Annotated in this window: 22 protein-coding genes; 12 read left to right on the forward strand and 10 right to left on the reverse strand. The window is 65.5% G+C overall.

The annotated features are described in order from the left end of the window. Positions 1-55 precede the first annotated feature (55 nt). On the forward strand, positions 56-2,788 hold the full coding sequence (locus tag ACE103_RS22335; RefSeq protein ID WP_375774919.1) for an EAL domain-containing protein: 2,733 nt from the start codon (positions 56-58) through the stop codon (positions 2,786-2,788). Positions 2,789-2,813: 25 nt separating this feature from the next. Further along, the gene (locus ACE103_RS22340; protein WP_375774920.1) at positions 2,814-3,221 is read left to right on the forward strand and encodes a nuclear transport factor 2 family protein; all 408 of its coding nucleotides are present in this window, start codon (positions 2,814-2,816) and stop codon (positions 3,219-3,221) included. Positions 3,222-3,305: 84 nt separating this feature from the next. Here ACE103_RS22340 and ACE103_RS22345 read toward each other — a convergent pair whose 3' ends face one another. The 6 genes from ACE103_RS22345 to ACE103_RS22370 form a co-directional block, all read right to left on the reverse strand. Then, positions 3,306-4,658 (reverse strand): S41 family peptidase, encoded by a 1,353-nt coding sequence (locus ACE103_RS22345; RefSeq protein ID WP_375774921.1) that lies wholly within the window; start codon positions 4,656-4,658, stop codon positions 3,306-3,308. A gap of 184 nt (positions 4,659-4,842) precedes the next feature. After that, positions 4,843-6,030, reverse strand: a complete 1,188-nt coding sequence (locus tag ACE103_RS22350; RefSeq protein ID WP_375774922.1) for an NADH:flavin oxidoreductase/NADH oxidase — start codon at positions 6,028-6,030, stop codon at positions 4,843-4,845. Positions 6,031-6,166: 136 nt separating this feature from the next. After that, a complete protein-coding gene (locus ACE103_RS22355; RefSeq protein ID WP_375774923.1) occupies positions 6,167-6,439 on the reverse strand; it encodes a hypothetical protein in 273 nt (90 codons plus the stop codon). A gap of 173 nt (positions 6,440-6,612) precedes the next feature. Further along, positions 6,613-7,626: an ABC transporter substrate-binding protein gene (locus ACE103_RS22360; protein WP_375774924.1), complete on the reverse strand. Its 1,014-nt coding sequence runs from the start codon at positions 7,624-7,626 to the stop codon at positions 6,613-6,615. Between the two features lie 263 nt (positions 7,627-7,889). Further along, positions 7,890-8,801, reverse strand: a complete 912-nt coding sequence (locus tag ACE103_RS22365) for an amino acid ABC transporter substrate-binding protein (RefSeq protein ID WP_223967302.1) — start codon at positions 8,799-8,801, stop codon at positions 7,890-7,892. A 110-nt stretch (positions 8,802-8,911) separates the two neighbouring features. After that, a complete protein-coding gene (locus tag ACE103_RS22370) occupies positions 8,912-9,844 on the reverse strand; it encodes a DUF2380 domain-containing protein (protein ID WP_375774925.1) in 933 nt (310 codons plus the stop codon). 227 nt (positions 9,845-10,071) lie between these two features. On the opposite strand from ACE103_RS22370, the gene ACE103_RS22375 reads away from it, so the two are divergent. From ACE103_RS22375 to ACE103_RS22410, 8 genes are all read left to right on the forward strand, one after another. Further along, positions 10,072-11,493 carry a histidine kinase gene (locus ACE103_RS22375; protein ID WP_375774926.1) on the forward strand — a complete coding sequence of 474 codons (1,422 nt, stop codon included), beginning with the start codon at positions 10,072-10,074 and terminating at the stop codon, positions 11,491-11,493. Further along, positions 11,490-12,152: a response regulator gene (locus ACE103_RS22380; RefSeq protein WP_375774927.1), complete on the forward strand. Its 663-nt coding sequence runs from the start codon at positions 11,490-11,492 to the stop codon at positions 12,150-12,152. Before ACE103_RS22375 ends, ACE103_RS22380 begins: the two co-directional genes overlap by 4 nt. Positions 12,153-12,417: 265 nt before the next feature. Further along, positions 12,418-13,620, forward strand: coding sequence for a threonine--tRNA ligase (gene thrS, locus ACE103_RS22385; protein WP_375774928.1), 1,203 nt, complete (start codon positions 12,418-12,420; stop codon positions 13,618-13,620). Positions 13,621-14,505: 885 nt separating this feature from the next. Continuing rightward, a complete protein-coding gene (locus tag ACE103_RS22390) occupies positions 14,506-15,132 on the forward strand; it encodes an HAD family hydrolase (protein ID WP_375774929.1) in 627 nt (208 codons plus the stop codon). A gap of 23 nt (positions 15,133-15,155) precedes the next feature. After that, entirely contained in the window at positions 15,156-16,367 is a 1,212-nt protein-coding gene (glp, locus tag ACE103_RS22395; RefSeq protein WP_375774930.1) for a gephyrin-like molybdotransferase Glp, read from the forward strand. A gap of 244 nt (positions 16,368-16,611) precedes the next feature. Beyond that, positions 16,612-17,316 (forward strand): transcriptional repressor LexA, encoded by a 705-nt coding sequence (lexA, locus tag ACE103_RS22400; protein ID WP_375774931.1) that lies wholly within the window; start codon positions 16,612-16,614, stop codon positions 17,314-17,316. A gap of 242 nt (positions 17,317-17,558) precedes the next feature. Further along, positions 17,559-17,987, forward strand: a complete 429-nt coding sequence (locus ACE103_RS22405; RefSeq protein ID WP_074130078.1) for a hypothetical protein — start codon at positions 17,559-17,561, stop codon at positions 17,985-17,987. A gap of 161 nt (positions 17,988-18,148) precedes the next feature. Beyond that, the gene (locus ACE103_RS22410; protein WP_097676285.1) at positions 18,149-18,376 is read left to right on the forward strand and encodes a hypothetical protein; all 228 of its coding nucleotides are present in this window, start codon (positions 18,149-18,151) and stop codon (positions 18,374-18,376) included. A 10-nt stretch (positions 18,377-18,386) separates the two neighbouring features. On the opposite strand, the gene ACE103_RS22415 is transcribed toward ACE103_RS22410, so the two are convergent. Then, positions 18,387-20,672 (reverse strand): ComEC/Rec2 family competence protein, encoded by a 2,286-nt coding sequence (locus ACE103_RS22415; protein ID WP_375774932.1) that lies wholly within the window; start codon positions 20,670-20,672, stop codon positions 18,387-18,389. A 107-nt stretch (positions 20,673-20,779) separates the two neighbouring features. Next, entirely contained in the window at positions 20,780-21,256 is a 477-nt protein-coding gene (locus ACE103_RS22420) for an L-2-amino-thiazoline-4-carboxylic acid hydrolase (protein ID WP_375774933.1), read from the reverse strand. A gap of 140 nt (positions 21,257-21,396) precedes the next feature. Here ACE103_RS22420 and ACE103_RS22425 point away from each other — a divergent pair, with 140 nt between their 5' ends. Continuing rightward, positions 21,397-22,005, forward strand: a complete 609-nt coding sequence (locus tag ACE103_RS22425; protein ID WP_375774934.1) for a LysR family transcriptional regulator — start codon at positions 21,397-21,399, stop codon at positions 22,003-22,005. 154 nt (positions 22,006-22,159) lie between these two features. Here the strand turns inward: ACE103_RS22425 and ACE103_RS22430 are convergent, their stop codons facing one another. After that, positions 22,160-22,546, reverse strand: a complete 387-nt coding sequence (locus ACE103_RS22430) for a YybH family protein (protein WP_375774935.1) — start codon at positions 22,544-22,546, stop codon at positions 22,160-22,162. Between the two features lie 35 nt (positions 22,547-22,581). Then, positions 22,582-24,261, reverse strand: coding sequence for a glutamine--tRNA ligase/YqeY domain fusion protein (locus ACE103_RS22435; protein WP_375774936.1), 1,680 nt, complete (start codon positions 24,259-24,261; stop codon positions 22,582-22,584). 167 nt (positions 24,262-24,428) lie between these two features. Between ACE103_RS22435 and gltX the strand changes: the two genes are divergently transcribed. Beyond that, a complete protein-coding gene (gene gltX / locus ACE103_RS22440; protein WP_375774937.1) occupies positions 24,429-25,850 on the forward strand; it encodes a glutamate--tRNA ligase in 1,422 nt (473 codons plus the stop codon). The last annotated feature ends 7 nt before the right edge of the window (positions 25,851-25,857 follow it).

Here is a 25,857-nt window from a genome sequence, read left to right on the forward strand (position 1 = left end):
CCGGAGGTGCGTGAAAGCTACTTCCGGGTGAAACGCCTGGAAGCGATAGCGTCAGATGAAGCAAAACGGCAGCGCCTCGTTCAACGTCACCTCAGTGATCGGCAGCGGTCCGATCCGCTGGCTGATCCTTGGCGGCGCGGTGCTGATGGCCGCGATCGCGATCGGCGCCACCCTGATGGCGGAGAATTTCCGCGAGCGCGCCCTGCACAACAGCGAGCGCGAGCTCGAAAACACCGTGCTGCTGCTGGCGCGGCATTTCGACCAGCAGCTCGACGACCTCGAGGTGGTCCAGCGCGACCTGATCGCATTCATGCGCGACAACGGGATCGCGACGCCTGAGAACTACAAGCGCCGGATGTCCGCCGCCGACATCCATGCGATGCTCAAGTCCAAGATGGACGCGCTGTCCAATGTCGGCAGCCTCAACGTGTTCGACGCCGACGGCGCGCTGATCAACAGCTCGGGCGCCTGGCCGCTGCCGCAGGCCTCGATCGCCGATCGCGACTACTTCAACATCTTCAAATCCAGCCCCTACTCGCCCGACATGATGGTCGCGCCGGTGGTCAGCCGCGTCAGCGGAAACTGGACCACCGCGATCGTCCGCAAGGTCACGGGCCCGCATGGCGAGTTCCTTGGCGTGGTCGGGCGCGGCATCGAGCCGGCGACCTTCGAGAAATTCTTCTCGACCGTTGCGCTCGGCGAAGGCGCCGCGATCTCGATGCACCATCGCGACGGCACGCTGCTGGCGCGCTATCCCCATGTCGAGGAGATGATCGGGAAGAATTTCCGCACCGGTCCGGCCAATCAGCAGCAGGTGTTCGAGCAGCCCGAGAGCACCTCGCGCATGACCAGCCCGGTCGATGGCAAGGACCGCCTGGTGTCGTCGCGGGCGCTCACCAAATTCCCGATCGTCGTCGTCGCCACGACCACTACGGAAGCGGCACTCGCCAACTGGCGCGAGCAGATCGGCATGCTGATCGCGGTGACCTCAGCATCGGTGCTGGCGATCGCGATCCTGCTGACGCTGGTGGTGCGCAAGCTGTTGCAGCAGCACCGAACCCAGCAGCAGCGCCTGACGCTGGAGAAGCTCCGGCTTGACACCGCAGTCAACAACATGACGCAGGGGCTGTTGCTGTTCGATGCCGCGCAGAGGCTGGTGATCTGCAACAAGCGCTATATCGAGATGTACGGATTGTCCGCCGACATCATCCGGCCTGGCTGCAGCTTCCGCGACGTCATCGTGCATCGCCACCTGACCGGTTCATTCCAGGGCGACGTCGAGCGCTACGTCAACCTCGTGCTGCGCGACGTCGGCATTCGCAACACCATGGTGATCGCGACGCCCGACGGGCGCTCGATCCAGGTCGTCAACGAGCCGCTGGCCGATGGCGGCTGGCTTGCGACCCACGAGGACGTCACCGAACGCCGCCGCGCCGAGGAGCGCATCACGCATCTTGCCCACTATGATGCGCTCACCGACCTGCCGAACCGCGCGCTGTTCCACGAGGAGATCAAGCGCGAGCTGCCGCATGTCGCCCCCGACAGCCAGCTCGCGGTGCTCTATATCGACATCGACGAATTCAAGGGCGTCAACGACTCGCTCGGTCACATGGTCGGCGATGAGCTGCTCAAGTCCGTTGCGCGGACGCTGAGCGGCGTGATCGGCGACGGCGATTTCGTCGCCCGGCTCGGCGGCGACGAATTCGCGATCGTGCAGACTGGCGTGAAGAACGACATCGAGGTCACCGACCTCGTTGCACGCATCTACGAGGTGATCCGTTCGCCCTATCAATGCCTCGGCCACCAGGTCACGACCGACGCCAGCATCGGCATTGCGCTGGCGCCGAGGGATGGCACCGATCTCGACCAGATCATGAAGAACGCCGACCTTGCGATGTATGCGGCGAAGTCAGCCGGCCGGCGCGTCGCGCGTTTCTTCGAACCGGCGATGGACGCCGATGCCCGCGCCCGCCGCGAGCTCGAGGTGGAGCTGCGGCAGACCATCGCCGCGGGCAGCGGGCTCGAAGTGTATTACCAGCCCTGCGTCGACCTGCGCAGCAACGAGATCACCGGCTGCGAGGCGCTGGTGCGCTGGCGCCATCCGGTGCGCGGCATGATCTCGCCGGCTGACTTCGTGCCGATCGCCGAGGAGACCGGCCTGATCAACCAGCTCGGCGAATGGGTGCTGATGACGGCCTGCAAGGAAGCCGTGAACTGGCCCGATCACGTCAAGCTCGCGGTCAACGTCTCGCCGGTCCAGTTCCGGACCGGCACGCTGGCGCTCAAGGTGATCGGCGCGCTGGCGGCATCAGGCCTGTCGGCGGGCCGGCTGGAGCTCGAGATCACCGAGGCCGTGCTGATCCGCGACGACGAGACGGCGCTGGCCGCGCTGCACCAGCTTCGCGCCATCGGCATCAGGATCGCGCTTGACGATTTCGGCACCGGCTATTCGTCGCTGAGCTATCTGAAGCGCTTTCCGTTCGACAAGATCAAGATCGACCGCTGCTTCGTCACCGATATCGCCGATCCGCAAGGTTCGGCCGGCATCGTCGAGGCCGTCGTCAATATCGCCGCCGAGCGCAGCATGACCACGACGGCGGAAGGCGTTGAGACCGCACAGCAGCAGCAATTGCTGCGCGAGCTCGGCTGTTCGGAAATGCAGGGCTATCTGTTCAGCCCGCCGAAGCCGGCCGCCCAGATCCGCGAGCTCCTGGCCGGGCATCGCCGCGGCCCCGCTGCGGGTCCGACCGCCACGCGCCGGCGCAAACCCGTCGCCGGCGCGGCGTGACCGCCTGATCAGGAGACCCCCGCGCTTGGCTCCGTCGAACACCGACCTCGATGCGGTTGCCGCTGCGGAGCACGCACTTGCCGCGGCGCACCTGACGCTCGACCTGGATGTGATCGATCGATTGATCCACCCGGACTACGTCATCGTGCAACCCGGCGGGGCGATCGAGACCAAAGCGGACGTGCTCGCCTCGTACCGAAGCGGAACGCGCCATTGGGAAGCCGCGCGCGTCGACGAACTTGACATCCGGCTGTACCAGGACACGGCGGTCGTCGTCGGCCGCTGGCTGGCGTCAGGCCGCAACGGTCCGGCTTCGTTCGATTATCAAGCGCGATTTCTGTCCGTTTGGGTGTGGCTCGGCGGCCGCTGGCAAAATCTCGCCTACCAGGCCACCGAGATCGCGCAAGATCACGGACGCGCAGTACCCAATTGACGCGCAAGGTGTCGGGTCGGATCCAGCCGGCAAGGTCCATGGACCTTGCCGCAGCGAGCGGCTTCGACCGGAAAACGACGGCGCCTAGTTCGGCACCGGCCGCTTCTGCGCGGCCTTGGTGTCCGCGTTCTTGGCGTCGGCGTTCACGGTGACGCCGCGCAGCTGGTTGAACGCCGCGGCCAGCGCCTTGTCGTTCTTCTCGTCCGGCGGCACGTAGGATTGCGAACCGGTCTGCTCGCCGCCTTCGGCCGCGAGGTGGCCGCGCATCGAGGCCTCGCCCTTGATCTCGGAGCGGGTCTTGAACTCGTCCGGCACGTCCTGCAGCACCTCGATGTCGGGCTTGATGCCAAGCGCCTGGATCGAATGGCCCGACGGGGTGAAATAGCGCGCCGTGGTCAGCGCCAGCGCGCCATTGCCGGCGCCGAGCGGAATGATGGTCTGCACCGATCCCTTGCCGAACGAGCGGGTGCCGATCAGGGTCGCGCGCTTGTGGTCGTGCAGCGCGCCGGCGACGATTTCGGAGGCCGAGGCCGAGCCACCATTGATCAGCACCACCAGCGGCTTGCCCTTGGTCATGTCGCCGCCATGGGCGGTGAAGCGCTGGGTCTCTTCCGGATTGCGGCCGCGGGTCGAAACCACCTCGCCGCGCTGCATCAGCGTCGAGGTGACCGAGACCGCCTGGTCGAGCAGGCCGCCCGGGTTGTTGCGGAGGTCGACGACATAACCGTCGAGCTTGTCCTGCGGGACCTGCTTCTGGATCTCGCCGATCGCCTTGCGCAGGCCCTCGGTGGTCTGCTCGTTGAACGAGGTGATCCTGATGTAGCCGATGTCGCCGCCCTCGACGTGATACTTCACCGGGCGGACGCGGATGATCTCGCGGGTGATCGAGACCTCGATCGGCTTGTCGGCGTCCTTGCGGATGAGCTTCAGCCGGATCGAGCTGTTGGGCGCACCCTTCATCTTGTTGACGGCCTGGTCGAGCGTCAGGCCCTGAATCTGCTCATCGTCGATAGAGGTGATCACGTCGCCCGACATGATGCCGGCGCGCGAAGCCGGCGTGTCGTCGATCGGCGCCACCACCTTGACGAAGCCGTCCTCCATCGTGACCTCGATGCCGAGCCCGCCGAACTCGCCATGCGTGGTCTCCTGCATCTCCGCCCAGCCCTTCTCGTTCATGTAGCGGGAGTGCGGATCGAGCGAGGAGATCATGCCGTTGATCGCCCCTTCGACGAGCTTGGAGTCCTCGGGCTTCTCGACGTAGTCGGTCTTGATCTTCTCGAACACCTCGCCGAACAGATTGAGCTGCGAATAGGTGTTGTCGGCATGCGCGGCGGCATTGGCGACGGCGAACAGATGCGCCCCCTGCGGCGAGGCCACGAGCAGGGTGAGACACGCTCCCGCAACCGTCCCGAGGAAGAAGCCAACATGTTTGCGCATTATCCGCGATCCTTTTTCGTATCGGCCGGCAACGTTCCGCAACGTTCGCCTGCCCCACCCCGACGGGGGCACCACACAACGGCTTTTTGGTCGGATCAAGGCCGCCACGTCACTGGACCATTACGGTCCTGTCACGATGCCCTGGTCAGCCCCAAATCAGCATTTAGTCACCCCAAAGCCGGCCTCAAGTCAGCTCCCGGTCGGTCTCTGGCCCAGCCTCCCGCAACCCGTTCTGCCAGGTCGATGGCCGAGTCCCGAATCCGCGCTTGGCCCGGGTACCCAGCCAATAGCCAAACTGCGGAGGAACATTGCGAAATGGCCCTTCAACCCCGAGTTTTAGCGCGGCATCCATCGGCCAGTTCGGGTTATTGAGGATCTCCCGGCCGACCGCGATCAAATCTGCTTGTTTATTGCGCAGGATTTGCTCGGCCTGGTCACCATGGATGATCAGGCCGACCGCCATGGTCATGATATCGGCATGCCGGCGCACATATTCCGCCAGCGGCACCTGATAGTTGTATTTGATCTCCTTGCCCAGGATCGGCGCCATCTCGCTGATTCCCCCCGACGAGCAGTCGATCACGTCGACGCCCTTCCCCTTCAGGATCGCCGCCAGCCGCGCGCTCTGCTCCGGACCCCAGCCGGCATTGTCCTCGACCGACAGCCGCACGAACAGCGGCTTGTGATCCGGCCAGTGCGCGCGCACCGCCTCGGTCACCTCGATCAGGAAGCGCATCCGGTTAGCTTCCGAGCCGCCATATTCATCGCTGCGCTGGTTGGAGCGCGCGGAGAGGAATTCGTGCACGAGATAGCCATGGGCGCCGTGCAGCTCCAGCACCTCGAACCCGGCCTCGTGCGCGCGCCGCGCCGCCTGCCCCCAGGCCGCGACGAGATCCTTCACCTCATGCGTTTCCAGCGCGCGCGGCACCGGCCAACGCTCGCTATGGGCGATCGCGCTCGGCGCCACCGGGGTCCAGGCGTCCCAGTCCTCGATTGCGGCGCTGCGTTCGAGTGGACGGTCACCCTCCCAGGGGCGGCTTGCGCGCGCCTTGCGGCCGGAATGGCCGAGCTGGATGCCGGCCACCGCGTTCTGCTGCTTGATGAAACTGACGAGCCGGCTGAGCGGCGCGATGAACTTGTCGTCCCAGATGCCGAGATCGCCGATCGTCCCGCAACCGCGACGCTCGACCTTGGTCGATTCGACGATCACGAGGCCGGCGCCGCCGGCGGCGAACTTGCCGGCATTCATCAGGTGCCAGTCGGTCGGAAAGCCCTTTTCGGCAGAATACTGATGCATCGGCGGCACCACGATGCGGTTCTTCAGCGTGACGCCGCGGATGGTCATCGGCGAAAACAGCAGCATATCGGACATCGCTTCCTCACCTCACGTCGTTACCCGGCACGCGGGACCGATCTTGTGTTTGCCGCCAACGATATACGCGCCGCGCGACGGCCGATAGAGGCGCGCGGCACGCACCTCCGAGGCGGCATCGATCAATGGGCTGTTCCTATTGAGCGGGCTTCCGGTTCGCCGACAGGTCGGTCGGGCAGTCCAGCCCGCATGCGATCGCCTTCTTCTGGTCGGCGACGCGCCAGACCAGCAGCGCGACCAGGACGATGATGGTGACGGTGAGCTTGGCCAACGTGTCGTGATTCAATTTCGGCTCCGGGCAACAATCAGCATGAGCGACAATCATCCGCTGCAAACAAAACTGGCCCGGCCCCTCGGAGGCCGTGCCCGGCCCGTTGACCAGACCCGCATTCGAACCGCCCACCATCATGGTACGGACCTGGCGCGGCCCGCAAGCTTTCCGGCCTGCATGGCAGCACGGCACAAGCCGGCGGCGATCGCGCTGGAACTTTCTCGTCTGTTTTGCGATGAAGAATGCCGCGATCTCCGGGAACCTGCCCGTCGATCACCTAGCCCATATGGGCTACATCCTCACGACGGCCGTCAACTCCGCGCGAGCTTTGCTGCGCCCGCGGCGATCGCGTCGTTGAAGCTCGTATCCCAGAATTTTCCGACCTCCGCGCGCGCGTCGAGCACGCCGAGCTTGAGGAAGGTGTCGGCGACCTTCTGGTGGGTCTCCGGCACGTCAGGGCTCACGCCGGCGAGCGAGAAGTCGTCGCTGCGGCGGGCGAACTGGTCGAGAATGTCCTGCAATGGCAGATGGGTTTCGGCCACCTGCGCCGCCGCATAGAGAGGAAAATTCTTGTTGGCGAACGCATAGGCGCGCTGGATGCGCAGCAACAGATCGCTCACGGCCGCGTGGCGCAGCGGATCGTCGACCGCCTTCGGATTGGCGTAGATCGGGAAGTTGCCGGAGAGATAGCCGACGCCGGTCTTGAGCAGCCGCGCGCCCTGCTTGGCGATGGCGAGCTGTCCGTTGTAGCCGTAGATCGCCCAGGCATCGAGCTTGCCGGAGGCGAACGCCGAGTAGCCGTCCGACGGCGTCAGATTGATGGCCTCGATATCGCCGAATGCAAGCCCGGCTTCCTCGAGCTGCTTGGCGAGGAAGTAGTGCGCCGTGGTCGCGCGCACATAGCCGACGCGCTTGCCCTTGAGATCGGCGATCGAATGGATCGGCGCATCTTTTGCCGCCACCGTGACCTGGATGTTGAGATCCTCATGGGTGACAGCGATGAAGCGCACCTTGGCGTTCTGGCGCGCGGCGAACATCGCCGGAATCTCACTGCCCGAACCGACGTCGAGCGCATCGCCGTTCAGTGCCTCGATGTGGAGCACGCCGTTGTTGAGCTCCTTCCATTCGATCCTGTAGGGCGTCTTGTCCTCGCCGGCGGCCTGCAGCAGCGGACGCCAGCCGCCTTTGTAATACGCCACCCGCAACGTGACGCCGCCGAGATCGGGACCCGCGCCCGCCCCGCCCTCTGCGCGAACGCCGCTCGCAACCAGACTTCCGGCAAGAACGCCGAGCGCAGAACGTCGAGAGAGAGGTGGCGTGGTCACCGGCGCAGGCTCCTGATCAGCAGTCAAAACTGGTGCAAGATTAGGAGAAAACCCGCCGATGTATATGAGACGCTATTTCGTTTTTGGCCGCGCGCGCGAAAAGCCGTTCCAAAGATTGACGGCCTGGCGCGGTGATCTCTTTTCCGGTTGCACTATTGCCTCGGCATAGCCCGGATGAGCGAAGCGACATCCGGGGTCGCTCCGTCAGCCCCCACGATTGACACCCCGCATATCGCATCGCCATGCGGGCCACGGCAACTGCGCTACTTCGCAACCTCGTACACATCAGGATCAAAACTCGAGCTCGGATGAGCGAACGCATTGCGCAGCGCCGGCGAGATCGGGACGTTGTAGTTGATGCCGTTCGGCGGGGTCGGCTGCTCCAGCCACTTCTTGTACATGACCTCGATCTCCGGGCTCTTGTAGAGCTCGGCCGTCGCGCGGTCGGCGAGCGCCTTGAACGGCGCGTCCTCCCGGCGCAGCATGATCCCGAACGGTTCGGCCTTCGAGAACGCCTCCTCGCTGATCATGTAGAGCGAAGGCTGCTTGGATCTCGCAATCGCCACCGCAAGCTGGACGTCGTCGAGTGCATAGGCTTGGGCGCGATCGGTCTCCAGCATCAAAAACGCCTCGGCCTGGTCCTTGGCCGGCAGAACGTTGATGCCGAGCTTGCGTTCGGTGTTGACCTTGACGAGCTGCGTGAGGTTCACCGAGCCTGCAACGGCGGTGACCGACTTGCCCTTGAGGTCGTCGATGGTGTTGATGCCGGCGGACTTTTTGGCGGCAAATCGCGTCGCGCTCAGGAAGTGAGAGTTGGTGAAGGTCACCTGCTTCTGGCGCTCGGCGCTGTTGGTGGTCGCCGAGCAATGCAGGTCGATCGTGCCGTTGACCATCAGCGGGATTCGGTTCGACGAGGTCACCGGCAAATAGTCGACCGCTATGTCGGGCATGCCAAGCTCCTTCTTCACGGCATCGACGATCTTGAGGCAGATATCGAGCGCGAAGCCGATCGGCCGCTGATTGTCGTCGAGATAACTGAAGGGAACGGAGGCCTCCTGAAAGCCGAGCGTGACCTTCCTGGTCTCCTTGATCTTCTGCAGCGTGCCCGACGGCTCTTCGGCCGCCACGGGGCTTGCAGCGAGCGAGAGCGCGAAAAGGACGGCGGGCAAACGCATCGGCGGCTCCTGTGCGGTGATCGGATGGCGGTGATAGCCCACACACAGGCCCGGCGATAGAAGATGATGTGTCTATCAGCTATCGCGCTTTGCGATGGTCCGGATCGCTACTACTGCGCCTCACCCGCGAGCAGGCGGTCGCCGACCAAGTGAACCGCGCCGCGGGTCCAGGAATAATCGGCGCCCATCCGCAAGCCGCTGTCGCCGCGCGACACGACCGCGCCGCTGCGGGAGTCGCGCACCTGGAAGCCGACCGTGTATTCGGTCCGGCTGACCCGCCTGATCACGCCGATCAGCGATTGATCGGCACCGAGCTTCTGCGCGATCGCCGCCTCGCAACCGTCGCAGTCGCGCAGCGCCCGCACCTTGGCGGGCTCGGCCATTGCGCCGGCGGTATCGACCAGGCGGTAGCGGCCCGATTGCGCAAGCCGGTCGCGGACGCCTTGGGTGACATCGGCCAAAATGGCAGCATCGGAGCCGGCAAGGCCGGATGACGGTGCCGCGGAATTGTCCTCGAGCTCGAACTCGAACACGGCGAGCCCGATAGGCGCCACGGCGGCGGTCGGCGCCGTCGGCAGCGCAGCCGCAAGAACGGCGCGCACCTCGCGCGACACGAACATCCGCGCATGGTCCCAGGCCTCGTCATTGTCGCCGCGGAACGTGTAGAGCTTTTCGTAGAGCACACGGCTCGCGCCGACATCGATGACGGCCACCTTGGCCCACTGCACCAGCGTGCTCATCTTCTGCACGCCGCCGACCACCTTGATCCGGGCCTCGCCTGCGGGCGCCGCTGACGGCACCAGGCGATAGCGCGGCTCCGCGGCAATATCGGCGCGCAGCGCGGCCATGAACGCATCCAGCCGCTTCTGATGGGTGGCGGTCTGATCGATCACCTCGCCCGAGGTGTCGACATAGCTGAAATCATCGATGTTGACGCCAAGCGGGGAAGCCGCAGCGGCACCGGTCTCGGCGCGCAGCGGACAATATCCGGCCAGAAGGCCGATCAACGCGAGGGCGTGCAAGACGAGGCGGGACTGGCGCATGATCGAGGCCTTTCAGGTGCTGATGCGGTCGGTTCGATCGCAACCTAGGCCGGCAGGCCGCCGCGCCGCAGCGGAACGCCTCCCGGCCGCCGCCGGGAAAATTTCACGACCGAGGTCCGCGCCCAAGGCAGTGCTTCTCGACACTTCCATTCTGCCGTTTAATGGGCATGACGGTCCTGCCCGCAACCACGCGCCGAAGGCCGTCTGCGACCTCTGAGGATACGCCGATGTGGAATTGGTCCGGAAGCGATCTGAAGCTGCGGCTGACGTTGCGTGTGGCCGCGGTGTCGATGCTCTGCTTTGCTGCGATCTCCGGCTACTTCCTGATCGAGGCCGACCGCTCGGTGCGCGCCAGAATCGCGGCCGTTGCCGATGTCGCCGCCAGGACGCTGGAGCTGCAGCAGAGCAAGATCCAGTGGCTGAACAATCCGCGCTCCGATTTCCCCGATCTCGACAGCGTGGCCGCCTCGGTCATGGCGCCCGGCCTGTGCCTCGCGTTTCGCAGCAATAGCGGCGAGATCAGCCAGCGCTTCTGCGGCGGCACGCAGACCGATACGGCCGCGCCGCCGCAGGCCTTCGCGGCGCTCTATCGCCGCCTGTTCGATCCCGGCCGGGAGACCGTGCGCCCGGTGATTGCGCGCGGCCAGGCGATCGGCGAGGCCGCGGTTTGGGTCGATCCGGCGGTGCTGACGGCGGAAGCCTGGCACGACGCCGGCCGGCTGATGGCGGTGCTGATGCTCGCGCTGCCGCTGCTCTGTGCGCTGGTTTATGCGGCGCTGGCGCGTGCGCTGCGTCCGACGCGGCTGATCCGCGACGGGCTCGAGCGGATCGCCGCAGGCGACCTCGCCGCGCGGCTGCCGCCGTTCGACCTCGCCGAATTGTCGGCGATCGGCGACGTCTTCAACCATCTCGCCGAACGCCTCGCCACCGCGCTGTCCGACCGCAACGCGCTGACCCAGAAACTGATCGTGGTGCAGGACGAGGAGCGTCGGCATCTTGCGCGCGAGCTGCATGACGAGTTCGGGCAATCGCTGGCCGCGATCCGCGCGCTTGCTGCCTCGGCGCGTCTGACCGCGGTCCAGGATTGCCCGCCTTTGCTCGCCGAATGCGACGGCATCGCGCGCACCGCGACCGACATGATGGAGACGTTGCGCGGCGCCCTCTTCAGGTTGCGCCCGCCCGATGTCGACGAACTCGGCCTAGCGGCCAGCCTGGAGGGCCTGATCGCCGGCTGGAACGGCCGCAGCCGGGGACGTCAGCGGTTCGAGATCGCCATAGCGGGATCGTTCGAGCACATCCCCGCCTCCACCGGCGCCAACCTCTACCGCATCGTGCAGGAGGCGCTCACCAACGCGGCCAAGCACGCCGGCGCTACGCGCGTCACGCTGCGGCTTGAGATGCGCGAGACGGCGTCAGACGGCGGCGGCAGCGAAATCGTGCTCGCGATCGACGATGACGGCAGGCCCGGCGATCCCCAGGGCGATCCTCAGGTGAAGTCCGGCATGGGCCTGCTCGGCATGCGCGAGCGCGTCGCCGCGCTCGGCGGGCGGCTGAGCTTCGAGACCGGACAGTCCAACGGCGCTTCGCTCCGTGTCAGCGTTCCCGTCGCGGTCGGTCGAGAGGCCACATTCGTGGAACGCGCTGCATGAGCAATACGGCGCGAACCATCATGCTGGTCGACGACCACGCCGTCGTTCGTGAAGGCTACCGGGCGATGCTGCAGAAGCAGCCGGGCCTCGCCGTCGTCGCCGAAGCCTCCGATGGCGTCGAGGCCTACCGCCTCTACAAGGAGACCGGACCCGACCTCGTCATCATGGACCTCTCGATGCCCGGCATCGGCGGCATCGAGGCCATCCGGCGCCTCAGGCAGTGGGACAAGCGCGCAAAGATCCTTGTATTCACCATGCACCAGAACGCAGCTTTTGCCGTGCAGGCGATCCGCGCCGGCGCGAGCGGCTATGTCACCAAGACGAGCCCGCCGGAGACGCTGGTGCACGCGGTGATGGACGCGCTGTCGGGCAAGATCGCGATCAGTCCGGACATCGACCACGAGCTCGCGCTCAGCCACCTCGCCGGCGAGAGCGCAGCAGCGGATCTGCTGACCGCGCGGGAATTCGAGGTGCTGCGCATGCTGCTTGCGGAGAAGACCACCGACGAGATCGCCGAGGCGCTGCATCTCAGCCCCAAGACGGTCGCGAACCTGCATTCCATGATCAAGGACAAGCTCGGCGTCGGCACGGACATCGAGCTGGTCCGCCTCGCGCTGCGCCAGGGCATCCTGACGCAGAACGATCTGGGCGAACCGTGAGCCCGCATCGCCGCGTGACTAACGCTGCCCCACAGCCGTTCTCGTGTTACGGGCAGGTTGACGAGATGGGACAGACAATCCAGAATAGCGACATGCGCAACATCTGTTCCATGTCTTCGACCACCGCGACGACCAGCCTTGGCGGGTCGTCTCCTGGTCGTATGCGGTAACGGACTGCACAACCAGACAAGGCCCCGCCGGCGACGGACGGGGCTTTTTTCATGCGCAAACTCGTCCGCGCTGCTTCCAATCAGGAGAGCAAGCTATGGACGATCTCGATCACAGAAGCCTCGGAACGCGTCTCGATCTTTGGCACATCCAGGAGGATGCGCCGGGGATGGTGTTCTGGCATCCGCGCGGCAACACGCTTTATCGGGTGCTGGAGGACTACATCCGCCACAAGATGCGCCGGTTGGGCTATGCCGAGGTTCGAACGCCCCAGCTACTGCCCCGCGAGTTGTGGATTCGAAGCGGCCATTGGGAAAAATTCGGTGCGCACATGTTCGGCTTCGCCGACGGCGAGCGCGCAATAGCGCTCAAGCCGATGTCGTGTCCCTGCCACGTCCAGATCTTCAACAAGGGCCTGCGCTCCTGGCGCGACCTGCCGCTGCGCTACGCCGAGTTCGGCATCTGCCACCGCGATGAGCCGTCCGGCTCCCTGCACGGATTGATGCGCACGCGCGGCTTCGAGCAGGACGACGCCCATGTGTTCTGCCGCGAACAGGACGTGCCAAGTGAAGTCGCCCGCTTCGTCGCGCTGCTGTCGGAAGTCTATGCCGAGTTCGGCTTCCCCGAGCCTGAGGTGTCGCTCTCCACCCGGCCTGCCGCGCGCGCCGGTTCGGACGAATTATGGGATTGGGCGGAAGCGAGCCTTGCCGCGGCCGCGCGCCAGTGCGGGCTGTCGTACGAGATCCAGCCCGGCGAAGGCGCCTTCTATGGGCCTAAGCTGGAGTTTGCGCTCCGCGATCGGCTGGGCCGGTCCTGGCAATGCGGAACGGTTCAGCTCGACAGCGTTCTGCCGGGCCGTCTCGACGCGTCCTACGTCGGACCGGACGGCGATCGCGCGATCCCGGTGATGATCCACCATGCCGTGTTCGGTTCAATCGGTCGCGTCATCGCGATGCTGCTTGAACATCATGCCGGCGCGCTACCGTTCTGGCTGTCTCCGGACCAGGTCGCCGTCGCGCCGATCTCGCGTGATCATTCCGATTACGCGGTCAAGGTTCTCGATGCGCTCGAAGCTGCCGGCATCAGAGGCGTTCTGTTCGCCGGCGCCGACACGCTGTCGCGACGGATCGTTGCCGCGCATGAGGCGAGTATTCCAGTCGTGGCGGTCGTCGGGCAGCGTGAGGCGCAACAAGGCACCATAAGCCTCCGCGAGCGCGCCGGGGCCGTTTCCGTCTTGCCGTTGGTTGACGCCGTCGCGGCGCTTCGAGAGCGCGCTCGTCCGTGCAAGGCCGCCAAATGAATCTCGCTGTGCCCTGCCCCGCGGCGCCGCGGAATCGACGGCCTCAAGAAAGGGCCCCAGCGAGGGGGTACACGCTGAGGCCAGTACAACTTGGTCACACCATCGTAGACCTCGCCCCGACAGTTTCCTTTGCTCCTTCGGAGTACCGGAATCGTACGGAGCCTTAGACTGAACCCTATTGCTCTCTCGCCCGTATCCATAACGTCAGGATTTTGCCATTCCTCCTGGGGCTAGAACCAGCGCCGCCCGTCGTATTTCAATGCGGGCGGCGTTGTGCGTTTCTGGCCTGCAACGAGAGGAGACCGAGCGCGCCCGCGAAGCTGACATCGATGAAAGTTCCCGGCCAGGAACCGGAACGGATATCAGCCGACGTGAGTTGGACCGTATGATTTTGAAGGATGGAGCGTCATCGCCGTGAGCCGAAAAACTCTGCAAGCACGTTCGGAACAGGCGCTCGTCGTCGTCATTCTCAGCACCGGCGCGCTGATCGCCTACCTCGGCCTGGCGCTTTCCAGGATGTGAGTGGCCCATGGCGGCACCCGGCTTTCCTGTGCCCTCTGCTTTCAAGCGGCGAAACGAGAAGCAAAGCTCAGACGATTCATGTCGAGAGATTGTAGGGCTGCGTCCCCACCACAACTGACACCGCGTGACGTGACAACTTGAATCGCGAACGATCATCATCGCTCCCCTTGCGAAGGCGGGGACCCATAACCACGAATGGTCATGGTTAGGCGAAGTGGGTACGAGGCGTCCCTTCGACAACACCCGCCGCGGAGTATGGGTCCCCGCCTTCGCAGGGACGGAAGCATAGCCTGCGTCGCATGCCTGCCGCACAAATCGAGGACATTGCCGCCCGCCCGCAATTTTCGTACAGGGTTTCACGCAATGACCTCGCAACTCTCCCCCGATTCCGTCGACGTGCTGCTGTTCGATATCGGCCGCGTCGTGCTCGACATCGACTTCGAGAAGGTGATGGCGCACTGGGCGCAGCATTCCGGCTGCGCGCCGGCCGATCTCGCCGCGCGCTTTGTGGTCGACGACAGCTTCAAGCATCACGAGATCGGCCGGATCGACGACGCGGCGTTCTTCGCAAACCTGCGCCGGACGCTCGGTATCGACATCACCGACGCGCAGTTTCTCGAAGGCTGGAATGCGATCTTCACCGGCGAGATGCCGGGGATTGCCCCCTTGCTCGCGACCGCCGCGAAGCGGATGCCGCTGTACGCCTTCTCCAACACCAATCCGGCCCATGTCGCGCATTTCTCAGCCGTCCATACCGAGTTGCTCGGCCATTTCCGAACGGTCTTCCTGTCCTCGACGATCGGCCACCGGAAACCCGACGCCGAGGCCTACGATCATGTGGTAAAAGCCATCGGCGTGCCGGCGTCGCGGATCCTGTTCTTCGACGATCTGGCCGCCAATATCGACGGCGCGCGGGCGCGCGGCCTTCATGCCATCCACGTGACATCGACGGATGACGTGGCAAGGGCTCTGACCGCACTTGGTATGTAATTAGGAATTGAGGAGCTCTGAGCGTGGCCCTGATGCCGGTTGCCGATGCCCTGTCCGCCGTCCTTGCCGGCGCCGACCCGCTGCCGGAGGAGATGGTCGCGCTCGATGCCGCCTACCATCGCACCCTGGCGCGCGACCTCGCCGCGCGGCGCACCCAGCCGCCGCAGCCGATGTCGGCGATGGACGGCTATGCCGTGCGCGCGGCCGACGCTGGTGATCTGAAGGCCCGGCTCAAGGTGATCGGCGAAGTCGCCGCCGGCCGGCCGTTCGAGCGGACGGTAGGCCCGGGCGAAGCGGTTCGGATCTTCACCGGCGGCGTGGTCCCCCATGGCGCCGACGCCGTCATCATCCAGGAAGACACCGCCGTCGACGGCGACCACATCACGATCACCGAGCTGGCTGCCGCCGGGCGGCACATCCGCCCGGCCGGCGTCGACTTCCGTGAGGGCGACGTGCTGCTCGCCGCCGGCAGCCGCCTCTCCGACCGCGCGCTGTCGCTGGCAGCCGCCATGAACTATCCGGAGCTCGCGGTGCACCGCCGCCCGAAGGTCGCGGTGCTGGCGACCGGCGACGAACTGGTGATGCCGGGCTCGGAGCCCGGTCCCGGCCAGATCGTCTATTCCAACGGTTACGCGCTGCGGGCACTGGCGCGCGCCGAAGGCGCCGACACCGTCGATCTCGGGGTTGCCGCCGACACGGTGGAAGCCACCACCGCCGGCATCCGCCGGGCGCGCGAGACCGGCGCCGACATCCTGATCACGACCGGCGGCGCCTCGGTCGGCGACCACGACCTGGTCAAGCAGTCGCTGGAGGCCGAGGGCGTCAAGATGGCGTTCTGGCGGATCGCGATGCGGCCCGGCAAACCGATGATGCATGGCCGGTTAGGGGCGATGCGAGTGATCGGCCTGCCCGGCAATCCGGTGTCCTCCTATGTCTGTGCCTTCCTGTTTCTGGTGCCGTTGATTCGGGCGCTGAGCGGCCAAAAGACTGTCCATCATGCCCGCGCCAGCGCATTGCTCGGCCGCGACCTCGCCGCCAACGACCAGCGCGAGGACTATCTGCGCGCACGCCTCGAGGCGCGCGACGACGGCACGCTGATCGCAACGCCTGTCATGCAGCAGGACTCGTCCCTGCTCGGGAATCTCGCTGCGGCACGGGCACTTCTCGTGCGTCCGCCGTTTGCGCCTGCCGCCGGCAAAGGCAGCGAATGCGAGATCCTGACACTGCCCGAGTGACGGCGCAGACGGCATCGCTTGAGCGCTTGCCCGTTACGTTCACCGGAAATTAAGTGGTTGCGGAACACATATCGAACATATAGTGTCCGTTCATGATTTGTTTCGAGTACTGGTGTCTACAAACGGGAGACCATCCAGGAAGCGCTTGTACCGAGCACCGCGCTCCTGAGGTCAGGCCCCGCCTGCAGGCCCACCTGAAGAGTCTCGGAATCGAACGACGCTACCAACCGGGGGAATACTCGAGATGCTCACGCGCAAACAGTACGAACTACTGCGTTTCATCAATGAACGTCTGAAGGAGGCCGGCGTACCGCCCTCGTTCGACGAGATGAAGGATGCGCTCGATCTGCGCTCGAAGTCCGGAATCCACCGCCTGATCACTGCGCTTGAGGAGCGCGGCTTCATTCGCCGCCTGCCCAACCGCGCCCGCGCCATCGAGGTCATCAAGCTGCCCGAGCTCTCGGCCGGCAGCGGCAACGGCCGCCGCGGCTTTACCCCGAGCGTCATCGAAGGCACCCTTGGCAAGCGCAGCAGCTCGCCGCCGATCGCCGAGGACGACGGCAACCGTCCGGTCGCGGTCCCGGTGATGGGCCGGATCGCCGCCGGTACGCCGATCGAGGCGCTGCAGACCCGCAGCCACACCATCAGCGTGCCGCCCGACATGCTCGGCGCCGGTGAGCACTATGCGCTGGAAGTGCGCGGCGACTCGATGGTCGATGCCGGCATCCTCGACGGCGACATGGCGCTGATCCAGCGCAACGACGTCGCCAACACCGGCGACATCGTGGTGGCGCTGATCGACGAGGAGGAAGCCACCCTGAAGCGCTTCCGCCGCCGCGGTGCATCGATCGCGCTGGAGCCGGCCAATACCGCCTATGAAGTGCGCATCCTGCCGCCGAACCGGGTCCGCATCCAGGGCAAGCTGATCGGCCTCTATCGCAAATACTGATGGCGGCAGGGAACGAGCAACACATCGGATCGTTCCTTGAAAGATAGCGTAACGTGCGGCCTGCCCGATGCGCTCCGATACCTCTCACGCAGCGTCGCGTGTTTGTGATCGGGGCGTTTCGTCGAGCAGTCGTACAATCGCCTAGAAACGAGGAGACACTCGTTCGCTATCGTCCACTCTGGTAGAGGCCCTATGCCTCAAGGAGAGGCACGGGTCGCTACCTCGAATAGAGGAGCCATCCGATGTGTGACTATAGTCTGCACGCCGTGGCGTCGCGCCCCGCCATTGTTGGAGAGACGCTGATCACCACGACTTTCCGCGGCACGTCGACCCGCGGCTTTGCTTCGGAGAACGATCCGACTGTCGCGGTCTGCATGCTGCCGGGCACCGAGCTCGCTTTCGCCGAGAACGTTCGCTACGACAGCCGCTGGATCTGGACCAAGACGATGAATTTCCGCGTCGGCGTGTTCAACGAGGTTGAGCCCGACGTTCCCGATCGCCATCATGACGCGGTCGAATTCCCCGACGGCAGCCATGTGCTGGTGACCCAGCTGGTCGAGGGACAACGCGTCAGCGTGCTGCAATTGCCGGCGCTGCATCCGCCGGTCGAGCAGAAGCCGAAGGTTGTGGAGCGGCGGCCCTCCGCATTTGCGTCGCTGTTTTTGGGTTGAACGCATCGTCGCCGCGGAATGAGTAATCCGGCGGCGAAGGACCTAACCGATTTCGAGCGACCCCGGACGCCGGGCTCCGGGGCGCAGCAGGAGAATTGCGTCGGCGCGCGCCTTGGCGCATCATTGGGTACGGAGGACGTGCACTCACGGAAACCTGCTCAGTGGTCGACAAGGTCACATGGCAAAAGGCTGGACGCGTCACGGAGCCGGGCCGCTACATGTTCCGGTTCGGCTGGCTGACGGTGACGGCTGACGACCTGAAGGTCTGGGAGCAATTCCCGGAGGCTTCCTTCACCCTCGTCAAGAAGCCCGACGCCGGCCCCGACTCCGACGAATTCCATCTCGGCCTGTTCGAGCTGCCGACCGGCCCCTCACCCGACAATGGCTAATCCTGGGCGGCTAGTCTTCGCCCTGCAAATCGGTCTCGGCCGGTGTCGCATCGACGGCGGGCCGCGGCGCGCTGGCAGGTGTGCGCAGCGTGGTCTCGCTCTCGCCATCGCCGGGAACCGCCGGTGACCACGGCCGGTCGATCCCGCCGGGCTTGACCGCGTCGATGGCGTAGCCGTCCCTGATGCGCCGCAGCACCAGCGCGCCGTGGCGCCGCAACCGCTCGGCATCGATCACCGAGGCCGCGCAATCCTTCGGCGCCGGTCGCGCGCTCACGATCAGCGCCGCACGCTCGCAGTCGTCGGCCAGAGCCTCGGGCCGGCTCGCCAGCGCGACGAAGGCGCCACCGGGACCCTGCGTCACGCAGCCGCTCGGATCGCAGGAGACGCCCTGGCCGAGCGAGGCGTCCGTGGCGGTCCGCGCATCGGCATCCGCCACCAGCCACTCCTTGACCAGGAAGGCGTCTTTCGCGCTGTGCATCAGATGCAGCCGGCCGTCGCCGCCCCGCACCGCGACATTGCGGCCGTCGGCGGAGACCAGAACGTCCGGCTGCGGCACCCGCACCGCCCAGACCGAGGCCACCACCAGCAGCACGGCGCCCGACCAGCGCAGCTGCGAACGCAACAGCCCGAGCAGGATCAGGCCGGCGCTTGCAACGATCATCGGCCCGACCCCGAACGCCGCCATCCGGCCGACCGCGCCCGGGAGCGCCGCGACCCATTGCGTCACCAGGATCATCCAGTCGATGCCGAACCCCATGATCGCCCAGAACACGCCGTCGAAGCCGAACGGCATGGCGAGCAGCCCGAGCAGCCCGGCCGGCATCACGACCGCCGACACCACCGGCATCGCCGCGAGGTTCGCCAGCAGCCCGTAGGGCGTCACGCGATGGAAATGGAACGCGGCGTAAGGCGTCGTCGCGAGCCCTGCGACCAGCGAGGCCAGCATCAGCATCGTGAGCTCACGCCCGCCCCACAGTGCAACCCGCGCGGTCGCGGAATGGTCCGGCGACGCGAGCAGGTTCGGCAGCCCGATCTGCACCAGCGCCACCAGCCCAAGGGTCGCCGCAAACGACATCTGGAAGCTCGGATGCACCAGCGCCTCCGGCGCGATCGCGAGCACGATCAGCGCCGCCACCGCCAGCGTGCGGAAGGTGATCGCGCGGCGGTCGACGATCACGGCGATCAGCACCACGGCCGTCATGAAGAACGATCGCTGGGTCGCGACCTCCGCCCCCGACAGCAGGAGGTAGAACGCCGCCGCGACGAGCGCGGCCGCCGCCGCCCATTTCTTGATCGGGTGTCCGGCCGTCAGCGCCGGAAACAGCGCAAGCAGCGCGCGGATCGTGAAGAACACGACGCCCGCGACCACCGCCATGTGGTAGCCGGAGATCGACAGCACATGGCCGAGCCCCGAGATGAACATCGCGTCGTTGACCGGCGTCGTGATCGCATCGCGCCGGCCGGTGAGCAGCGCCGTTGCTATCGCGCGCTGGTCGCCGTCCAGCGTGGTGCGGATCCGCGCGTCGATGGCGTCGCGCAGCCACTGCATGAAGGCGGCATAACGCAGCGCGAGGCCGCCGCTCGCCGGCGGCTCCCTCGTCTTCACCGCGCCCATCACGAAGCCGGATGCGCCGATGCCCTGGAAATAGAGGTCGCGGCCGAAATCGTAGGAGCCCGGACGCTGCGGCCCGAGCGGCGGCATCAGCCGCGCCTTCAATTCCACGAAGCTGCCGACATCAGGCGCGGTGCCCTTCTTCACCGAGAGCCTGACGCGCTCGAGTTTTGGCACCTCGCGCTGGCTTTCCATCGACACGACGCGCAGCACGAAGCGGTCGGTCTTCTCCCTGACGTCGCGCGTCTCGACAAAACCGGTCAGCGCCACGGAATATATCGGCCGCGCCAGCACGCCATGGGCGATCCGCGCGGTCTTCCATGTCGCCGTCGCAAAGCCCGCCGCGACCGCAGCCAGCATCACGACGGCGGGAAACACCCGGCGCCGCCGCAGCAGCAACGCCAGCAGGCAGAGCGCGACCGCGACAGTGGCCGCGACGGACAACACCGGCTCGTGCTCAGCCGCGAAATAGAACGCAATCCCGGTGCCGAATGCCACCGGCACCCACGGCAACAGCCGTCCGGCGCCCGCCTCCGCACGCACCCACTGCCGCAATGTCTCGACGAGAGGACGCCAGATGCTGGTGCGCACCGGAATGTAGCCACCGACCGGCGCAGCCGCGCGCGGCGGCCAAGTCCCCGCGTAGCCACGTCTGCCGCCCGGCGTCGTGCCCTGCTCCGCCATTCCGCTTGCGATCCCTGCCGGGCCACAAAGCTAGCGGAAGCTCCCGCTGGCCGCCTAGCGGAACACAACCGGAACACGAAGGTATCCGGCAGCACGAGCTGCGGCTGCTACGGGGTTCGGCGGAAGCGGAAATCGCAACACAAAGCCCCCTCCATCAAGGTCTGGGAACGGGAGAGTTGCAGGCCGTCGTCGAAGCCTGCGAGCATGGCATGGTCGCGCTTGCAGTGAACCTCGTAGCCGATGTCGGCGAGGCCGAGATCCTTGTAGAACTCGGCATAGCCGCAACGCTTCACATTGAAGGCAAACTGCTCCTCTGACTGGTCCAGGATCTGGACCTCCATAGCGCCGCCGCCCGCCCACAATTCATCGACGATCCGCCTCAACGACCCGATGCCCTGTCCGTAGGTGGAGGCCCATGTTGCGCCGTCCTCGGCCGCGAGCCGGCGTATCGTGGCATCGACGAGCTCCCGCGTGGCGTCGTCGCCGAGCTTGTCGCGCAGCGTCTGGATGAAGGGGATCAGAACGCGGCCCTCGATCTTGCGCCGCTGCAAATGACTGATGGCCACGTCGTGAGTGTCGGGCATGGATGCTCTCCCTGGCAAAAACCGGTCGGGCTATTTCTGCGGGAGCGGACCGGCGGGATCAAACTAATCCTTCTCGGCCGTTGACTTAGAAAATCTATCCCTGAAAACTGCGGCTCGACAGAACCTGAGAAGTGCCGACAATGAGCTACCGTCTCCCTCCCCTGAACGGACTGCGCGCCTTCGAGACGTCCGCGCGGCATTTGAGCTTCAAGCGCGCGGCCGACGAACTGTGCGTGACGCCCGGCGCGGTCAGCCAGCAGGTCAAGGCGCTGGAGACCGCGTTGGGGATCGCGCTGTTCCGGCGGTTGCCGCGCGGATTGCTGCTGACGACCGCCGGCGAAGAGTACCTGCCGTCGATCAGCCGCGCCTTCCGCGAGATATCGCATGCGACGCATCGCACGGCGCCCGCGCTTCGCGGCAGGCGGCTTCGGCTCGGCGTTGCACCGGTCATCCTGTCAAGGAAGTGCCCTGCGATCCAAAGCCTGACGCGGCAGGATCAACGGCAATTGCGCATCAATCTCTCCGCGACCGGCGATCTCGGCGAACTGATCGACGGCAGGCTCGATGCCTTGGTGCGACCCACCACGCGATCGCATCCGGGACTGCATCTCGAGCACATTGAACTTCGCTCGCCGAAGGGCGTGACCGTGCCGGCCACCCTGCTCACGCTGCCGGGATTGGCCGGCTGCCTGGAGCACCGGGCGCTCGTCAAAATCCTGCAAGAGCAGAACATGTCCGCCGAGACGTGATGCGGGCCCCGGCTAGAGCTTGAATGGGCGCCTTGAATGATTTCGGAATAATGGAAAAATACCGTTGATTTGCCCGACGTGTCAAGTTGCCATGTCGAACGCCGGCGACCGCCGGCTACTTTGCATGGGGTTGTTTTCGATATTTTGGCGGGTGCTAGATCAATGGCGCCTGCGAGGAGACGTGATGGCAGGCGATCTTCCAGTCGCCGTCCTCCCGCGTGATCACCCAGGTGATCTTGACGGTAAGCGAAGGCGCATCGCCGTCGAGGAAGAACGACGCGATAGCAGCCATATTGACGAGATCGGCATTCACCCGTTCGGTCCTGATATCGCTGAACTGTACGCGCGGTGCGTGCCAGCGCGGCAGGCCGTTGAAATAGGCCTTCACGCCGTCGCGGCCGCGATAGAGCGTCGGGTTCGAGCCGAAGAAGAACGCGTGCCGCGAGTAGAGCGCAGCAAGTGTGTCCGCATCGAGCTTACTGAAACCTGCGGACCATCTCGCGATGATGGCGGAGGCGATGTCTTCGGCTTCGTCAGGCATCGATTGCCTCCGTCCGTTGTCCGCGCAGGATTGCGCTAACCTTTGCCGCCGACTTCCTTGGCGAAGGTATCGCGCAGGCCGATGGTGCGGTTGAACACCAGCCGGTCCGGCGTCGAATCCGCATCGCGCACGAAATAGCCCTGCCGCTCGAACTGCATCGCCTCAGGCGAATTGCCCTCGGCGATCGCAGGCTCAACCCGCGCATCGCTCAGCACTTCCAGCGACTGCGGGTTGAGGTCGGCGGCGAAATTGGCGGCGTTCGGGCTCGGGTTGGCGAACAGCTGATTGTAGATGCGGATCTCCGCCGGCTTCGACTGCGCCGCCGGCAACCAGTGCATCGTCGCCTTCACCTTGCGGCCATCGGGCGCGTTGCCGCCCTTGGTCGCGGGATCGTAGGTCGCGCGAAGCTCGACGATCTCGCCGGCGTCGTTCTTCACGACGCCCGTGCACTTGATGAAGTAGGCGTAGCGCAGCCGCACCTCATTGCCAGGCGAGAGGCGGAAGAACTTCTTCGGCGGATTCTCCATGAAGTCGTCGCGCTCGATATAAAGCTCGCGGCCGAAGGCGATCTTGCGGGTGCCGGCTTCCGGATTATCGGGGTGGTTGATCGCCTCGATCTCCTCGACCTGCCCTTCCGGATAGTTCTCGATCACCACCTTGAGCGGCCGCAGCACCGCCATCCGGCGCTGCGACGTGCGGTTCAGCTCCTCGCGGATGCAGAACTCGAGCATGCCGACATCGACCACGCTGTTGGCCTTGGCGACACCGATACGCTTGATGAATTCGCGCACCGCAGCCGGCGGCACGCCGCGCCGCTTCAGGCCTGCGACGGTCGGCATGCGCGGATCGTCCCAGCCCGCGACATGGCCCTCACGGACGAGCTGGGTCAGCACGCGTTTGGACAGCAGCGTGTAGGTCAAATTGAGCCGCGCCATTTCGTACTGACGCGGCTTCGAGGGCACCGGCAGCTTGTCGAGCAGCCACTCATAGAGCGGGCGGTGATCTTCGAACTCCAGCGTGCAGATCGAATGGGTGATGCCCTCGATCGCGTCCGACTGGCCGTGCGCATAGTCGTAGTTCGGGTAGATCGACCATTTGTCGCCGGTGCGCGGATGGTGGGCGTGCAGGATGCGGTACAGCACGGGATCGCGCAGGTTGATGTTGCCGGCCGACATGTCGATTTTGGCGCGTAGCACGCGAGCGCCGTTCGAGAACTCGCCGGCCTTCATGCGGCGGAACAGGTCGAGGTTCTCCTCGACTGTGCGGTCGCGGAACGGCGAGTTCTTGCCGGGCTCGGTCAAGGTGCCGCGGGACGTGCGGATCTCCTCCTGCGACTGATCGTCGACATAGGCGTAGCCGGCCTTGATCAGGCCCTCGGCCCAATCGTACAGGCGCTCGAAATAGTCCGACGCAAAGAAGAGGTTTTTGCCCCAATCGTAGCCGAGCCAATGCACGTCGGCCTGGATCGAGTCGATGTACTCCTGCTCCTCCTTGGTCGGATTGGTGTCGTCGAAGCGCAAATTGCACTGGCCGCCGAATTCCTGCGCGATGCCGAAATTCAGGGCGATCGACTTGGCGTGGCCGATATGCAGGTAGCCGTTCGGCTCCGGCGGAAAGCGGGTCACGATCCGGTTGTGCTTATGGGAGGAGAGATCGGCCTGGACGATGTCGCGGATGAAGTCGCGCCCTGCCTCTGCCGTCGTGTCAGTCGTCATCAAAGGGTTCCCTGGAGGATTAAGCTTAACCTTCTGCCAAATTCGCGCCGTCCGGCCAAGCCTGCTTTCAAAGCCTGGTTTGGCCGGCAAAAGGTCAGCCGGGGCTTTAGTTATGTCCGGTTCCTGATATACACCACCGCCCATTCCAGCATACGTCGCAATCGATCATGACCAATTCCGTCGTTACCCGCTTCGCCCCCTCGCCAACCGGCTTCCTCCATATCGGAGGCGCCCGCACCGCGCTGTTCAACTGGCTCTATGCCAGGAAGCTCGGCGGCAAGATGCTGCTCCGGATCGAGGACACCGACCGCGAACGCTCGACCGAGGCGGCGATCGACGCCATCCTGGACGGCCTGAAATGGCTCGAGCTCGATTGGGACGGCGACGTCATCTACCAGTTCAGCCGCGCTGCGCGCCATCGCGAGGTCGCCGAGGGCCTGCTCGCCGCCGGGCGGGCCTATTACTGCTACGCCACCCCGGAGGAACTGGCCGCGATGCGCGAGAAAGCGCGCGCCGAGGGCCGCACCCGCCTCTATGACGGCATGTGGCGTGACCGCGATCCGGCGTCCGCGCCTTCCGATGTCAAGCCGACCATCCGCCTCAAGGCGCCGCAGACCGGCGAGACCGTGATCGAGGATCAGGTCCAGGGCCGCGTGGTCTGGCAGAACGAGAACCTCGACGACCTCGTCCTGCTGCGCGGCGACGGCACCCCGACCTACATGCTCGCGGTCGTGGTCGACGACCACGATATGGGCGTCACCCACATCATCCGCGGCGACGACCACCTGATCAACGCCGCGCGCCAGAAGCAGATCTACGACGCGCTGGAGTGGGAGCTGCCGAGCATGTCCCACATTCCGCTGATCCATGGGCCCGACGGCTCGAAACTGTCGAAGCGCCATGGCGCGCTCGGCGTCGATGCCTACCGAGCGCTGGGCTATCTGCCGGCCGCCTTGCGCAACTATCTCGTCCGGCTCGGCTGGAGCCACGGCGACCAGGAGATCTTCTCGACGCAGGAGATGATCGACGCGTTCGATCTCTCCGGCATCGGCCGCTCGGCGGCGCGGTTCGATTTCGCCAAGCTGGAGAACCTCAACGGCCACTATATCCGGCAGAGCGACGATCAATCCCTCGTGACCCAATTCGAGAGCGTGCTGGATTATGTTCCTGAAGGCGCCGCGCTGAAGGCCAAGCTCAATGACACCACCCGCGCGCAATTGCTGCGGGCGATGCCAAACCTGAAGGAGCGCGCCAAGACGCTGATCGAGCTGATCGCGAGCGCCTACTTCATTTTCGCCGATCGCCCGTTGGAGCTCGATCCGAAAGCATCCGCGCTACTCACGCCGGAAACACGCGCGTTGATCGGCCGGCTGCGCACCGCGCTGGAGGCCGTCAATGACTGGACGGCGGAAACCACAGAGACCGCCATGCGGAATTTCGCCGAGCAGAACAATCTGAAACTCGGTGCTGTTGCCCAGCCGCTGCGGGTGGCACTGACGGGCCGGACGACGTCGCCGGGCATATTCGACGTGCTGGCCGTGCTGGGACGCCAGGAGTGTCTCGCTCGTCTCGCCGATCAGGCGGTGTGATCCTGCA

The organism is Bradyrhizobium sp. ma5, from assembly GCF_042258955.1.
Lineage (GTDB): Bacteria > Pseudomonadota > Alphaproteobacteria > Rhizobiales > Xanthobacteraceae > Bradyrhizobium.